Origin of the sequence: Pseudaquabacterium terrae, assembly GCF_013266755.1 — a bacterium.
In the GTDB taxonomy this organism is placed as follows: domain Bacteria; phylum Pseudomonadota; class Gammaproteobacteria; order Burkholderiales; family Burkholderiaceae_C; genus Pseudaquabacterium; species Pseudaquabacterium terrae.
In genome coordinates this window covers 218,084-231,298 of sequence record NZ_JABRWJ010000002.1, presented here as the reverse complement: position 1 = coordinate 231,298, position 13,215 = coordinate 218,084, and the positions used below count along the sequence as shown (strand labels likewise).

Here is a 13,215-nt window from a genome sequence, read left to right as displayed (position 1 = left end):
TCATCGCTCGGCCCTCGCGGGCCCGCTTGGGTAGGGATTTGTTGTTGAAATCGATCAAGCATTCATCCCTCGCGCTGCTGCAACGCCTGAACCAATCGGCCCATCGGCATCCGCGCCGGGTTGCTGCTGCGGTGTGCACGGTGCTGGGCTGCTTCGCGGTCACCGCCTTCGGTATCGCGCCGATGGCGCCGGACGCGGCCGACCTGCCGCAGCGCCTGGTGACCGAAGAGCTGCCGCTGAGCGGCCTGGAGCAACAGCTCGAAGCGCTGGCGCAGCATGCCCTGGAGCTCTCGCGCAGCGACCTGACGCGCGCGAGCGACACCGCCGACAGCCTGCTGCGCCGCCTCGGCGTCGCCGATGCCGCGGCCGCCATCTTCATCCGCGGCGACCGTGACGCGCGCCGCCTGCTCGAAGGCCGCGCCGGCAAGATGGTGCAGGTGCGCAGCGACGACACCGGCGCGCTGAAAGAGCTCATCGCCCGCTTTCCGGCACTCGACAGCGCACTGCAGGCCACCCATTTCACCCGCCTGACGATCGTCCGCCTGAACGGCCGCTGGCACAGCCGGATCGAGACGGCGCCGCTGGTCGGCCAGGTGCGGCTGGGCAGCGGCACGATCCGCAGCTCGCTGTTCGCCGCGACCGACGAAGCGAAGCTGCCCGACAGCATCGCCAGCCAGATGGTTGACATCTTCTCGACCGACATCGATTTCCACCGCCAGCTGCGCAAGGGCGACACCTTCAGCGTCGTCTTCGAAGCGCTGACCGCCGACGACCAGCCGATCACGTGGAACGAAGGCACCGGCCGCATCCTGGCGGCCGAGTTCACGAACAACGGCAAGACGGCCCAGGCGGTCTGGTTCAAGGACAGCGCCGGCCGCGGCGCCTACTTCAGCTTCGACGGCCAGAGCAAGCGGCGCGCGTTCCTTGCCAGCCCGATGGAGTTCTCGCGCATCACCTCCGGCTTCGCGATGCGGCTGCACCCGATCATGCAGACCTGGCGCGCCCACAACGGCGTCGACTACGGCGCGCCGGCCGGCACGCCGGTGCGCGCGGTCGGTGACGGCCTGGTCGACTTTGCCGGCTGGCAGAACGGCTACGGCAACGTGGTGCACGTCAAGCACGACGGCAACAAGACCACCGTCTACGCCCACCTGAGCAAGCTCGAGGTGCGCAAGGGCCAGCGCATCGACCAGGGCCAGCGCGTCGGCCTGGTCGGGGCCACCGGCTGGGCCACCGGGCCGCACCTGCACTTCGAATTCCGCGTCGACGGCCACTTCCAGGATCCGCTGAAGATCGCCCGCGCCGCCGACACCGTGGTGGTCGATGCCGCGGCGCGGCCGCGCTTCCAGCAGACGGCCGTCGCCGCGCACGCCCAGCTCGACGCCGCCGAATCGCTGGTCGGCTACCGCGGCGACAGCGAGTGAGCGCACCGGCGCCCGCCATGGGCGCCAGCGAGTGGTACATCGGCCTGATGTCGGGCACCTCGCTCGACGGTGTCGATGCGGTGCTCGCAGCCTTTCCCTCCGGTGCGCCGATGCAGGTGCGCGGCCATGTGCATGGCCCTCTGCCCGAGGCACTGCGCCACGAGCTCCTGGCATTGAACGCCCGCGGCGACGATGAGCTGCACCGCGCGGCGCTGGCGGCCAACGGCATTGCCGAGGTTTATGCGACCGCCGTGCGCACCCTGCTCGTTCAGACCGGCTGCGACGCCGCCGCGGTGCGCGCGATCGGTGCCCACGGCCAGACGGTGCGCCACCGGCCGGGCGAGTTCGACGGCGTCGGCTACACCTGCCAGCTGCTCAACGGCGCGCTGCTCGCCGAGCGCTGCGGCATCGACGTGGTCTGCGATCTGCGCAGCCGCGACGTCGCGGCCGGCGGCCAGGGCGCACCGCTGGTGCCGGCCTTCCACGCCGCGCGTTTTGGTCGGCCGGGCGAAGCGCTGGCGGTGCTGAACATCGGCGGCATCGCCAACCTGAGCCTGCTGCATGCCGACGGTCGTGTCGGCGGCTTCGATTGCGGGCCCGGCAACGCGTTGATGGACTTGTGGTGCCAGCGCCAGCGTGGCCTGGCCTTCGATGACGACGGTCGCTGGTCCGCCACCGGAGCGGTGCACCCGGCCCTGCTGGCCCACTGGCTGGCCGAACCCTACTTCGAGCGCGCACCGCCGAAGAGCACCGGCCGCGACCTGTTCACTGCCGCATGGCTGGATGCCGGCCTGGCCACCTATCCACGTCTCGAGCCAAGCGACGTGCAGGCGACGCTGACCGAGCTGACCGCGCGTTGCGCCGCAAGCGCCCTGCAGCGACATGCCGCTGCCACGACACGGCTGCTGGTCTGCGGCGGTGGCGCCTTGAATGGCCACCTGATGCGACGCCTGGCCGCGCTGCTGCCGGACGTCACGGTGGGATCGACCGCTGACGCCGGCCTGCCGCCCCTGCAGGTCGAGGCGGCCGCGTTCGCGTGGCTGGCGCAGGCCTTCGTCGAACGCCGGCCCGGCAACCGGCCGGAGGTCACCGGCGCGCGCAGCCCCCGCCTGCTGGGCGCGCTGTACCCGGCGGCTTGAGGCCCAGAAAGCACGAAGCCGCCCGCAGGCGGCCTCTGTGCACGGCATCGAAAACCGAATCAGGTCGAAAAGCTCGACCCGCAGCCGCAGGTCGTTTGCGCATTCGGGTTCTTGATCACGAACTGCGCGCCCTGCAGGTCTTCCTTGTAGTCGATCTCGGCGCCGACCAGGTATTGCAGGCTCATCGCGTCGATCAGCAGCGTGACACCGTTCTTCGTCATCTGCGTGTCGTCGTCGTTGACCACCTCGTCGAAGGTGAAGCCGTATTGGAAGCCCGAGCAACCGCCGCCTTGCACGAACACGCGCAGCTTCAGGTCCGGATTGCCCTCCTCGGCGACCAGGTCGGCGACCTTGGAGGCCGCGCTGTCGGTGAAGACCAGCGGCGAGGGCATTGCATTCGATTCAGGGGCCAGGTTTTCAGCGACGGCGTTCATGGCAAGGACTCCAACAGACAGAAATGGGGAACAGAATTCGAGCGTCGAGGATTCAGGCGTCGAGGGACTAGGCGTCATTCGAGGCCGCCAGTTTCAGCGCCGGCCGCTCACCGGCCTTGAGGGGGCGCAACTCACCTTCGATCAACGCGCCGGGATGCATTTCGAGCACTTCGTAGCGCACATCTCCCACGATGCGGGCCTTCGGCTGCAATTCAAGAAGCTCGTTCGACTCGACCGGGCCGGTGACTTCGCCGTTGATGATCACATGGTCGGCTTTCACCTTGCCCAGCACCCGGGCTTTTTCGCTGATCACCAGGATACTCCGCGCCTCGCCGTCGGCGATGACATCTCCGTGCACTTCGCCATCGATGCGCAGGCCATCACGAAAGCGGATCTCGCCGCTGAGGCGCGTGCCTTCGCCGACCAGCGAACGGATCGGCGGCTGCGACTTCTTGCCGGACCACATGGCCTGTCTCCTGTAGAGGGGAATCCGAGCGCCGCAACCCGTCTAGAGCCGAGTGGTCTGCGTCACGCGCACCGCGCCGCTGGCATCGGTCACCTTGACCTGCACGGTTTTTACCACGGCCCCCGGCGGGTGCTCGAGCACGCCTTCGATGCGCGCGTACTGCTTCAGGCGCAGTGCTTGCGGCCCAGGTGCCGGGTTGTGCATCCACGGCCGCCCGTCGAGCGTGCCGGCCAACGTCAATTCGACCCGGCCAGCGAACTCCGCCGCCTGTTTGCCGCTCTGCATCAGCAGCAGCTGGTAGCGCAGACGACCCGGCAGCTGCGGCTCGACCTGCAGGCCGCGCACCAGGACACGCTGGTCGCCGGCGCCGGCCGGCAGCAGCTTCTCGAAGAAGCCGAGATCGGCCTGCAGCGCCATGTTCGCCGCCTCGAGCTGGCGCAGCTGCTGCCCGAGTTTGTCCTGCGCCGCGCGTTCGCTCTTCAGCAAGCTGTCGGCTGCATGCGCCAGCGACTGCGCCTGGTCGCGCTCCATGCGCAGCCGACCCACCTCGTCGCGCAGCAGCGTCAGCTCGGCCTTGGCGTGGCGATCCAGGCCCGCCAGCTCCTTGCCGAGCTCGAAGGCCCACAGCGCAATCGCGCCGGAGAAGCCGAGCACCAGCGCAACGACCGCCCAGCGCAGCGGCCACGGCAGGTGACGCCTGACGATGACCCGTGGCGCACTGATCGACAAACGGCGGCGCAACAACTTCCAGCGCATGCGTTGGCAGGCTCCAGCAATGACAAAGGCCGCACACAGGCGGCCCTTGTCTTGGTCTCGCGAGGCGAGGGTTCCGTTCAGCGCTTGCTGAACTGCTTGCGACGGCGCGCGCCGTGCAGGCCGACCTTCTTGCGCTCGACTTCGCGCGCGTCGCGCGTCACGAAGCCGGCACGGCTCAGGTCGCCCTTGAGCGTCGCGTCGTAGTCGATCAGCGCACGGGTGATGCCGTGGCGCACCGCGCCGGCCTGGCCGGATTCACCGCCGCCGTGCACGTTGACCTTGATGTCGAAGGCGACTTCGTTGTTCGTCAGCAGCAGCGGCTGCTTGACGATCATGATCGAGGTCTGGCGGCCGAAGTACTCCTGCACCGGCTTGCCGTTGACCATGATCTGGCCTTCGCCCCGCTTGATGAACACGCGCGCCACCGAAGACTTGCGGCGGCCGGTGCCATAGTTCCAATTGCCGATCATCACCGCTCCTTAGATTTCCAGCGCCTTGGGCTGCTGGGCGGTGTGCGGGTGCGAACCACCGGCATACACCTTCAGCTTCTTGATCATCGCGTAGCCGAGCGGGCCCTTGGGCAGCATGCCCTTGACGGCCTTCTCCAGCGCACGGCCGGGGTGGCGCGCCTGCATGTCCTTGAACTTCGTGGCGTAGATGCCGCCCGGGAAACCGGAGTGGCGGTAGTACACCTTGTCTTCGGCCTTGTTGCCGGTGACACGGAGCTTTTCGGCGTTGACGACGATGATGAAATCGCCGGTATCGACGTGAGGCGTGTAAATGGCCTTGTGCTTGCCGCGCAGTCGGAGTGCCACTTCGCTGGCGACACGTCCGAGCACCTTGTCGGTGGCATCGAGCACAAACCACTCGTGCTTCACTTCGGCCGGCTTGGCGCTGAAGGTCTTCATGAGGGTCTCTCTGGTAAGGGTCACCCTGCTCGCCCCGCTGATGCGGGTCGGCGCAGAATCACCGGGCGACGGCTGTTCGGAGCCGGGCGACCTTCGGAACTGCTTATCAAGGCAGCCTCTCAGAGCCCACACCGGGTCTTGAAGCCGGGGTTGAATCCGGCCCCACTCCACCCCGCCGTGTTTGGGGCAGCCGAGGATTATAGCCACACGATGGACATTGCCCGGCCGCACGCCAGTCGAATCCAAAGGGGATAGCAAGCCGGCACCGGCGGCGAGCACGCTAGTATCAGGGTAATCACCTACCCGGAGGTCTTCAATGACCGCTTCGATCGACGCCCATGGCCCCTCGGATCCGCGCCTGGAGGACCGCAACGAGGCGCTCGGTTCCGCGCTGCCGCCCGACAAGCCGCCGCCGCGCCTGGCGTGGATCCCGATCCGCTCGCTCGGGCCGGGCCACCGGCCGCGCATCCTCGAGCACCTGCTTGCGCTGTCGGAACACGACCGCTATTTGCGTTTCGGTTTCCCGGCTGCCGATGCGCAGATCGAGCGTTATGTCGAGGGCCTCGACTTCGAGCGCGACGAGGTCTTCGGGGTCTTCAACCGGCGGCTGAAGCTGATCGCGTTGGCGCACCTGGCCCATCCGAGCGATGAACAGGCCGGCGGCGCGGCTGAATTCGGCGGCTCGGTCTCTTCGCACCTGCGCGGGCGCGGCTACGGTGCGCGCCTGTTCGAGCACGCGATGCTGCATGCGCGCAACCGCGGCATCGACACGCTGTTCATCCACGCGCTGAGCGAGAACACCGCGATGCTGCGCATCGCACGCCGCGCCGGCGCGGTGGTGGAACGCGCCGGCAGCGAATCGGACGCCACGCTGAAACTGCCGCCGGAGACGCTGGCTTCGCAGGTGGAGCAATTCGTCGGCGAGAGCGCGGCAGCCCTGGACTACCAGCTGAAGCAGCAGGCGCGCGCGGTCGACGCGTTCATCGATGCGCTGGCCGAAGTGCGCAGCGGCGTCGGCAAGAGCGGTCCGGCCAAGGACTGAACGCCCCCGGGTCGAGCGGCCCCGACTCGCGAAGGCACGCGCCTTGCCCCCGCGACCGGGGGGCGTTTCATCCACTCGAATGCGCATGCGGCAGCGCTGTGCCCCCGAGGCGGAGGGGGAGCGGTGCAGGATACCGACGGTAATATGATCCGAGCGCCAGTTCCTCGTGCTTCTCTCACTGCTGTCGCCGTGTCGCGCGGCTGATCTGGCCGTCGCATCCGTCCGAGGCCCATGCAGCAGACCCTTCCCTGGATCATCGCCCTGGTCGCCGTGGCCGTCCTGGCGCCCGCCGTGGTCTGGTTCTGGTTGCGGCCGCGCCGGCCGGTCAAGCCGAAGCCGCTGCCGCACGAATGGGCATTGACGGCGCGGCCGGTGTTCAGCACCGACGAACGCCGCGTCTACCGCCAGCTGCGCGAAGCACTGCCGCACCACATCGTGTTGTCGAAGCTGCCGCTGGTGCGCTTCTGTCAGCCGAACGATCCGCAGCAGGTGCGCTACTGGTACGACCTGCTCGGCTCGATCCACGTGACCTTCGCGATCTGCAGCGCCAATGGCCGCGTGCTGGCGGCGATCGACCTGGCGAGCGACCGCGCGAACCAGAGCCGCTCGATGCAGATCAAGCAGTCGGTGCTCGGCGCGTGCCGCGTGCGCTACCTGCGCTGCCCGATCGATCACCTGCCGTCGATTCCCGAGCTGCAGCTGCTGGTGCCGCAGAGCGCCGCCGCGTCGCGCGGGCCGCAGCCGGCACCGGCCGTCTACCGTGCGCGCGATTCGCTCGCCACCGCGGTCGCCTCGCGCCGCCGCGAGCGCACGACGCTGTGGCAGGATTCCGGCTTCTTCCACGACTCGTTCTTCTCCCCCGAGGGCCGCAGCGAAGCGCCGAACAGCGAGCAGGGCGCGCTCGGCCCCAGCAGCCGCGCCGGCGACTTGTCGAGCGAGGGCCCGCCGACCGAGCCGCCGCCCGAACCCGGCGACGCGCGCCCGTCGTCGTACCCGCCTTCGCCATTGCGCCATTGACCGCTGATCCCACGGGCTCGACCCACCCCTACGACCACCTGACGCCACAAGCCGTGCTCGACGCGCTGGACGGCGCCGGGCTGCATGGCGACGGCCGCCTGCTGCAGCTCAACAGCTACGAGAACCGCGTGTTCCAGCTGTTCCTCGAAGACGGCAGCGCCGTGGTCGCGAAGTTCTACCGGCCCGGCCGCTGGAGCGATGCGCAGATCCTCGAGGAGCATGCGTTCTCGCTCGAGCTGGTCGCCGCCGAGGTGCCGGTGGTCGCGCCGCTGACGCTCGCCGATGGCACGACGCTGGTGCACACGATGCTCGACGGTCAGCCCTTCCGCTTCGCGGCCTACCCGCGCCGCGCCGGGCGCGCGCCGGAGCTGGAGGACTTCGACACGCTGCGCTGGCTCGGCCGCTTCATCGGCCGGCTGCATGCGGTCGGCGGCGAACGCAGCTTCGCGACGCGGCGACAGCTCGATCCGGCGACCTTCGGTCATGCGGCGCGCGCGCGGCTGCTCGCGCTCGACCTCATCCCGCCGGCGCAGCTCGACGGCTGGCGCCGCGCCTGCGACGGCGCGCTGGCGGCAATCGACGCCGCGTTCGCCGCGGTGCACGCGGACGCGACGCTGCGGCTGCACGGCGATTGCCACCCCGGCAACATCCTGTGGCGCGAAGAAGGCCCGCACGTCGTCGACCTCGACGATGCCTGCAGCGGCCCGGCGATCCAGGATCTGTGGATGCTGCTGTCGGGCAACGCCGAGTCGATGCGCAGCCAGATGGCCGCTGTCCTGGAGGGTTATCGCCAGTTCCGCCGCTTCGATGCGCGCGAGCTCGCGCTGATCGAGCCGCTGCGCACGCTGCGCATGATCCACCACAGCGCGTGGATCGCCGAGCGCTGGACCGATCCGGCATTCCCGGCGGCGTTCCCGTGGTTCGGCGGACCGGGCTACTGGGGCCAGCAGACGACGCAGCTGCACGAGCAGATCGAGGCGATGGCCGAGCCGCCGCTCGAGCTGGGGCCGCCCGCTTTCGACTGAACATGGTGTCGCCCGCCGACACCGATGACCTGGTTCCGCACCTCGGACCATCGGCACGGCGGCGGCTCGTGGCCGCCTTCGCGATCGCCTGGCTGGTGTTCTGGGCGTTGATGGCCTGGGTGAGCGTGCAGGAGCATGTGCGCTCGGGCGGCGGCCAGCCGTGGCGCCGCGTGCTCGATGAGACGACGTCGATGCTCGTCGCCAGCGGCGTCGTCGTGCTGCAGTGGCGCTGGGCGAAGCGGCTGGACCGCTACCTGCATCGCCCGTGGCTGTGGTTCGCCCGCGTGCTCGCCTGGCTGCCGCTGCTTGCACCGTTGTTCGTGCTCACGATCTACGGGCTGCGTGCGCTGGTTCTCGGTGCCGCTGGCGAGCCGATCCGCTTCGACCCGTGGCCGCTGCTGATGCGTCACGAGATCCCGAAGTTCGCGATCTTCTACGTGCTGTTCTGCGGCGTGCATTTCGGCCTGCGCTCGTACCGGGCCTGGCTCGGCGAGCGGCTGCGCGCCGAGCGCCTGCAGGCGCTGACACAGCAGGCGCAGCTCGCCCAGCTGACCCAGCAGCTGCAGCCGCACTTCCTGTTCAATGCGCTGAACACGATCGCGTCGTTGATCCACGACGACCCGCAGCGCGCCGACAACTTGCTGCAGCGGCTGGCCGCGCTGCTGCGCGCCGCGTCCGACGCCGCGCAGCGGCCCGAGCAAGCGCTGGCCGACGAGCTGGCGCTGGTGCGCGGTTATGCCGAGATCATGGAAGAGCGCTTCGGCGAGCGCGTGCGCATCGAGTGGACGGTCGACCCCACGGCGCTCGATTGCCGCGTGCCGACGCTTGCACTGCAGGTGCTGCTGGAGAACGCGTTCAAGCATGCGGTGGAGAAGCGCCGCGCGGCGACCGCCATCCAGGTCGCCGCCGTGCGCCACGAAGGCACGCTGCGGCTGTCGGTCGACGACGACGGCGGCGTGCTGGCCGTGACACCCTCGCCCGGTGTCGGCCTGGCCAACCTGCAGCGGCGACTGACCGTGCTGCACGGCGCGGCGGCCGGCCTGTCGTTGAGCGCCCGGCTGCCGGCCGAAGGCGGCGGCGTTCGCGCCGAGCTGTGGCTGCCATGCGCGTGCTGATCGTCGACGACGAAGCACCGGCACGCCGGCGATTGCGCCAGCTGCTGGCGGCGATCGACGACGTCGAGGTGGTTGGCGAGGCCGCCGACGGCGAAGCGGCGCTCGCACTGGCAGAGCAGCTGAAGCCGGCGCTGCTGCTGCTCGACGTGCAGATGCCCGAGCTCGACGGCCTGGCCGTCGCCGCGTCGCTGCCCGACGACGGCCCGGCGGTGGTCTTCGTCACCGCGCACGACGTCTACGCGCTGCAGGCCTTCGATGCGCAGGCGCTGGACTATCTGCTGAAGCCGGTGGCCTTCGAGCGGCTGCAGCGTGCGCTCGAACGCGTGCGCCGACGGGCCGCGCCGCGCGCCAGCGTGCCCGCCAGGCAACTGCTGGTGCCGACGCGACAGGGTTTGCAGGTGCTGCCGTGCACCGACATCGCCTGGCTCGAAGCCGCCGACAACTACGTGACGCTGCATGCCGGCGCTCGCGAGTACCTGCTGCGCCGCACGCTGGCCGGCCTGCTCGCGGATCTGGGCACCGGCTTCGTGCGCGTGCATCGCAGCGCGGCGGTGGCCCTGGCGCAGGTCGCTTCGGTGCAGCCGAACGACAAGGGTGATGCACTGATCCGGCTGCGCTGCGGCGCCGAGGTGGTCTGCAGCCGGGGCTACCGCGCCGCGCTGATGCGGCGGCTGGCCGACGGCACCTGACGCACTGCGCCCGGCTCGCCCCCGCGCGCCCCCGGCTGGCCCCGCCGTGCTGGCTGGCCGCGGCGCGGCGCCCTAGCCTGTGCGGCATGTCGACCGACCTCCCCCCACCCGCCGCGCCGCGCCTGTATTTCCTCGACTGGCTGCGCGCCGCCGCCTTCGGCCTGTTGATCCTGTACCACGTGGGCATGTACTACGTGAGCTGGGACTGGCACATCAAGAGCCCGCACGCCGGCGACACCATCGAGCCGCTGATGCGACTGAGCTCGCCGTGGCGCCTGGCACTGCTGTTCCTGATCTCGGGTGCCGCGATGTCGATGCTGCTGGCGCGTCGCCCCGCGGGCTTCGTGCGCGAGCGCTCGAAGCGGCTGCTGCTGCCGCTGGCGCTGGGCATGCTGGTGATCGTGCCGCCCCAGGCGTACCTGGAGGTGGTGCACAAGGTGAACTACGGTGGCAGTTATCTCGACTTCATGCGCCTGTACCTGAGCGGCTACGGCGGCTTCTGCCGCAATGTCGATTGCCTGATCCTGCCGACCTGGAACCACCTGTGGTTCGTCGCCTACCTGTGGGTCTACTGCGTCGCGCTGTGGGCGCTGCTGAAGGCCTGGCCGAGCCTGCTGGAGCGGCTCGCCGCACGGATCGACCGGCAGTTGGGTGGCTGGGGGATGCTGCTGTGGCCGGCCGCGCTGCTGGCGCTGTGGCGCGTGCTGCTCGCGCCGCGCTTCCCGACGACGCATGCGCTGGTCGACGACGTCTACAGCCACGCGCTGTACTTCAGCGTCTTCCTCGCCGGCGCGGTGCTGGCGCGCTGGGGCCGCTGGGCCGCCTTCGAACGCTGGCGCTGGATCGCGCTGGCCGTGGCGCTGGCGCTGTGGGGGCTGCTGGCCGCGTACTTCGCACACTATGCAGGCAACCTCGCGCCGCCGGAATGGCTGCGCCCGCTGCAGCGGGTCGGCTACGGCACGCTGCAGTGGCTGGCGCTGGTCGCCGCGATCGGCTTCGCGCACCGCCACTGGAACCACGATCACCGTTGGCGCGCGACAGTCGTCGAGGCGGTGTTCCCGGTCTACCTGCTGCACCAGACGCTGATCATCCTCGCCGCCTGGTGGCTGCGGCCGCTCGGGCTGTCACCGGCGGTCGAGGCGCCGCTGCTGATCGCGGCGACCGCCGCCGGCTGCGTCGGCGGCTACCTGATCGTGCGGCGCATCGGCCCGCTGCGCGTGTGGTTCGGCCTCGGGTGGCCGACCCTTCAGCAGGCCGCTGCCTTTGACGGTCAGGCCGCCAGCAGCCGCGTCACCCGCGCGACGTAACCTGCTGCATCGTCGAGCTGCCCGCCCTCGGCGAGCAGTGCCTGGTCGAACAGGATGTGCGCCAGGTCGTCGAAGCGCGCATCGTCGCCGGCCAGGCGCTTGACCAGCGCATGCTCGGGGTTCACCTCGAGGATCGGCTGGCTCTTCGGCGCACTCTGCCCGGCCTGCTTCAGCATGCGCGCCAGGTGACCGCTCATGTCGCCTTCGTCGACGACGACGCAGGCGGGCGAATCGACCAGGCGTGTCGTCACGCGCACGTCCTTCGCGCGGTCCTTCAGAGCAGCCTTCAGCTTGTCGAGCGTCGGCTTGAAGGCTTCGGCGGCCACTTCGGCCTGCTTCTTCTCTTCCTCGTCCTGCAGCTTGCCGAGATCGACCGCGCCCTTGGCCACGCTCTGCAGCGACTTGCCCTCGAACTCGTACAGGTGGCTCAGCATCCACTCGTCGACGCGATCGATCAGCAGCAGCACTTCGATGCCCTTCTTCTTGAAGATCTCGAGCTGCGGGCTGGCCTTCGCGGCCGCGAGCGAGTCACCGGTGATGACGTAGATCACCTCCTGGCCCTCTTTCATGCGCGAGACGTAGTCGGCGAACGAGACGCCTTCGTCGGCATGCGTGGAGGCGAAGCGGTACAGCTTGGCGAGCCGCTCGCGGTTCTGGAAGTCCTCGCCGATGCCTTCCTTCAGCACCGCGCCGAACTCATTCCAGAACCGCTGGTACTTGGCCTTGTCCTCGGCCGATTCACTGTCGGCCAGCGCCTCCAGCATGCCGAGCACGCGCTTGGTCGAGCCCTCGCGGATCGCCTTGACGTCGCGGCTTTCCTGCAGCAGCTCGCGGCTGACGTTCAGCGGCAGGTCGGCCGAATCGATCACGCCCTTGACGAAGCGCAGGTACACCGGCATCAGCGCCTCGGCGTCGTCCATGATGAAGACGCGCTTGACGTAGAGCTTGACGCCGCCGCGCTTGTCGCGGTTCCACAGGTCGAACGGCGCCTTCGCCGGCACGTACAGCAGCTGGGTGTACTCGCTGCGGCCCTCGACGCGGTTGTGCGTGTAGGCCAGCGGCGGCTCGGTGTCGTAGCTGATCTGCTGGTAGAAGGCCTGGTACTCGGCGTCGGTGATGTCGCTCTTGGCGCGCGCCCACAGCGCGGCGGCCTTGTTGACGGTTTCCCACTCGTCCTTCGTGACCTGCTGCTGCTTGTCGGCGTCCCACTCCTCCTTGTTCATCAGGATCGGCAGCGAGATGTGGTCGGAGTACTTGCTGATGATCGACTTGAGCTTCCAGGTCTTCAGGAACTCCTCGGCCTCCTCGTCGCGCAGGTGCAGGATCACATCGGTGCCGCGGTTGGCGCGCTGAATGTCCTCGATCTCGAATTCGCCGGTGCCTTCGCTGGACCAGCGCACGCCCTTGTCGTGCGGCCAGCCGGCGCGGCGGGTTTCGACGGTGATGCGGTCGGCGACGATGAAGCCCGAGTAGAAGCCGACGCCGAACTGGCCGATCAGGTTGGCGTCCTTCTTCTGCTCGCCCGCCTTCTCGTCATCCTTGAGCTTGGCCATGAACTCGCGCGTGCCGCTCTTGGCGATCGTGCCGAGGTGCGACGCCGCTTCGTCGGCGCTCATGCCGATGCCGTTGTCGCGGATCGTCAGCGTCTTCGCTTCGGCGTCGAAGAAGACGCGCACCTCCAGGTTCGGCTGGTCCTCGTACAGCGCGGCATCGTCGAGCGCCTCGAAGCGCAGCTTGTCGCAGGCATCGGAAGCGTTGGAGATCAGCTCGCGCAGGAAGATCTCCTTGTTCGAGTACAGCGAATGGGTGACGAGGTGCAGGATCTGCTTGACCTCGGCTTGGAAGGCGTGGGTGTGCTTGCTCATGTTCGGAACCGAAAGAGTCGGGATGCGG

At 69.1% G+C, this 13,215-nt stretch carries 14 protein-coding genes; 8 read left to right on the top strand and 6 right to left on the bottom strand.

Going from position 1 to position 13,215, the window contains the following annotated elements:
- The first annotated feature begins 44 nt into the window (after window positions 1-44).
- Together HLB44_RS06140 and HLB44_RS06135 are read left to right on the top strand one after the other, a co-directional pair.
- Entirely contained in the window at window positions 45-1,424 is a 1,380-nt protein-coding gene (locus HLB44_RS06140; RefSeq protein WP_246312099.1) for a M23 family metallopeptidase, read from the top strand.
- Between the two features lie 17 nt (window positions 1,425-1,441).
- Window positions 1,442-2,563, top strand: coding sequence for an anhydro-N-acetylmuramic acid kinase (locus HLB44_RS06135; RefSeq protein ID WP_173121681.1), 1,122 nt, complete (start codon window positions 1,442-1,444; stop codon window positions 2,561-2,563).
- Window positions 2,564-2,622: 59 nt separating this feature from the next.
- Here the strand turns inward: HLB44_RS06135 and erpA are convergent, their stop codons facing one another.
- The 5 genes from erpA to rplM form a co-directional block, all read right to left on the bottom strand.
- Window positions 2,623-2,997, bottom strand: coding sequence for an iron-sulfur cluster insertion protein ErpA (gene erpA / locus HLB44_RS06130; protein ID WP_173121680.1), 375 nt, complete (start codon window positions 2,995-2,997; stop codon window positions 2,623-2,625).
- Between the two features lie 67 nt (window positions 2,998-3,064).
- Window positions 3,065-3,463, bottom strand: a complete 399-nt coding sequence (locus HLB44_RS06125; protein WP_173121679.1) for a bactofilin family protein — start codon at window positions 3,461-3,463, stop codon at window positions 3,065-3,067.
- A gap of 42 nt (window positions 3,464-3,505) precedes the next feature.
- Window positions 3,506-4,219: a DUF6776 family protein gene (locus HLB44_RS06120; protein ID WP_173121678.1), complete on the bottom strand. Its 714-nt coding sequence runs from the start codon at window positions 4,217-4,219 to the stop codon at window positions 3,506-3,508.
- Between the two features lie 77 nt (window positions 4,220-4,296).
- Window positions 4,297-4,689 carry a 30S ribosomal protein S9 gene (rpsI, locus tag HLB44_RS06115; protein WP_173121677.1) on the bottom strand — a complete coding sequence of 131 codons (393 nt, stop codon included), beginning with the start codon at window positions 4,687-4,689 and terminating at the stop codon, window positions 4,297-4,299.
- 9 nt (window positions 4,690-4,698) lie between these two features.
- Complete coding sequence (rplM, locus tag HLB44_RS06110) at window positions 4,699-5,127, bottom strand: 50S ribosomal protein L13 (RefSeq protein WP_173121676.1); 429 nt, start codon at window positions 5,125-5,127, stop codon at window positions 4,699-4,701.
- Window positions 5,128-5,443: 316 nt separating this feature from the next.
- Between rplM and HLB44_RS06105 the strand changes: the two genes are divergently transcribed.
- From HLB44_RS06105 to HLB44_RS06080, 6 genes are all read left to right on the top strand, one after another.
- On the top strand, window positions 5,444-6,169 hold the full coding sequence (locus HLB44_RS06105) for a GNAT family N-acetyltransferase (RefSeq protein ID WP_173121675.1): 726 nt from the start codon (window positions 5,444-5,446) through the stop codon (window positions 6,167-6,169).
- A gap of 231 nt (window positions 6,170-6,400) precedes the next feature.
- Window positions 6,401-7,186, top strand: coding sequence for a DUF2726 domain-containing protein (locus tag HLB44_RS06100; RefSeq protein WP_173121674.1), 786 nt, complete (start codon window positions 6,401-6,403; stop codon window positions 7,184-7,186).
- Window positions 7,183-8,211 carry a serine/threonine protein kinase gene (locus HLB44_RS06095; RefSeq protein ID WP_173121673.1) on the top strand — a complete coding sequence of 343 codons (1,029 nt, stop codon included), beginning with the start codon at window positions 7,183-7,185 and terminating at the stop codon, window positions 8,209-8,211. The genes HLB44_RS06100 and HLB44_RS06095 overlap by 4 nt, the downstream gene beginning before the upstream one ends.
- A gap of 5 nt (window positions 8,212-8,216) precedes the next feature.
- Window positions 8,217-9,326 carry a sensor histidine kinase gene (locus HLB44_RS06090; protein ID WP_343051238.1) on the top strand — a complete coding sequence of 370 codons (1,110 nt, stop codon included), beginning with the start codon at window positions 8,217-8,219 and terminating at the stop codon, window positions 9,324-9,326.
- Window positions 9,314-10,015: a LytR/AlgR family response regulator transcription factor gene (locus HLB44_RS06085; RefSeq protein ID WP_173121671.1), complete on the top strand. Its 702-nt coding sequence runs from the start codon at window positions 9,314-9,316 to the stop codon at window positions 10,013-10,015. Before HLB44_RS06090 ends, HLB44_RS06085 begins: the two co-directional genes overlap by 13 nt.
- Window positions 10,016-10,101: 86 nt before the next feature.
- Window positions 10,102-11,322 (top strand): acyltransferase family protein, encoded by a 1,221-nt coding sequence (locus HLB44_RS06080; RefSeq protein WP_173121670.1) that lies wholly within the window; start codon window positions 10,102-10,104, stop codon window positions 11,320-11,322.
- Here HLB44_RS06080 and htpG read toward each other — a convergent pair.
- Window positions 11,286-13,187, bottom strand: coding sequence for a molecular chaperone HtpG (htpG, locus tag HLB44_RS06075; protein ID WP_173121669.1), 1,902 nt, complete (start codon window positions 13,185-13,187; stop codon window positions 11,286-11,288). The genes HLB44_RS06080 and htpG overlap by 37 nt on opposite strands.
- Window positions 13,188-13,215 lie beyond the last annotated feature (28 nt).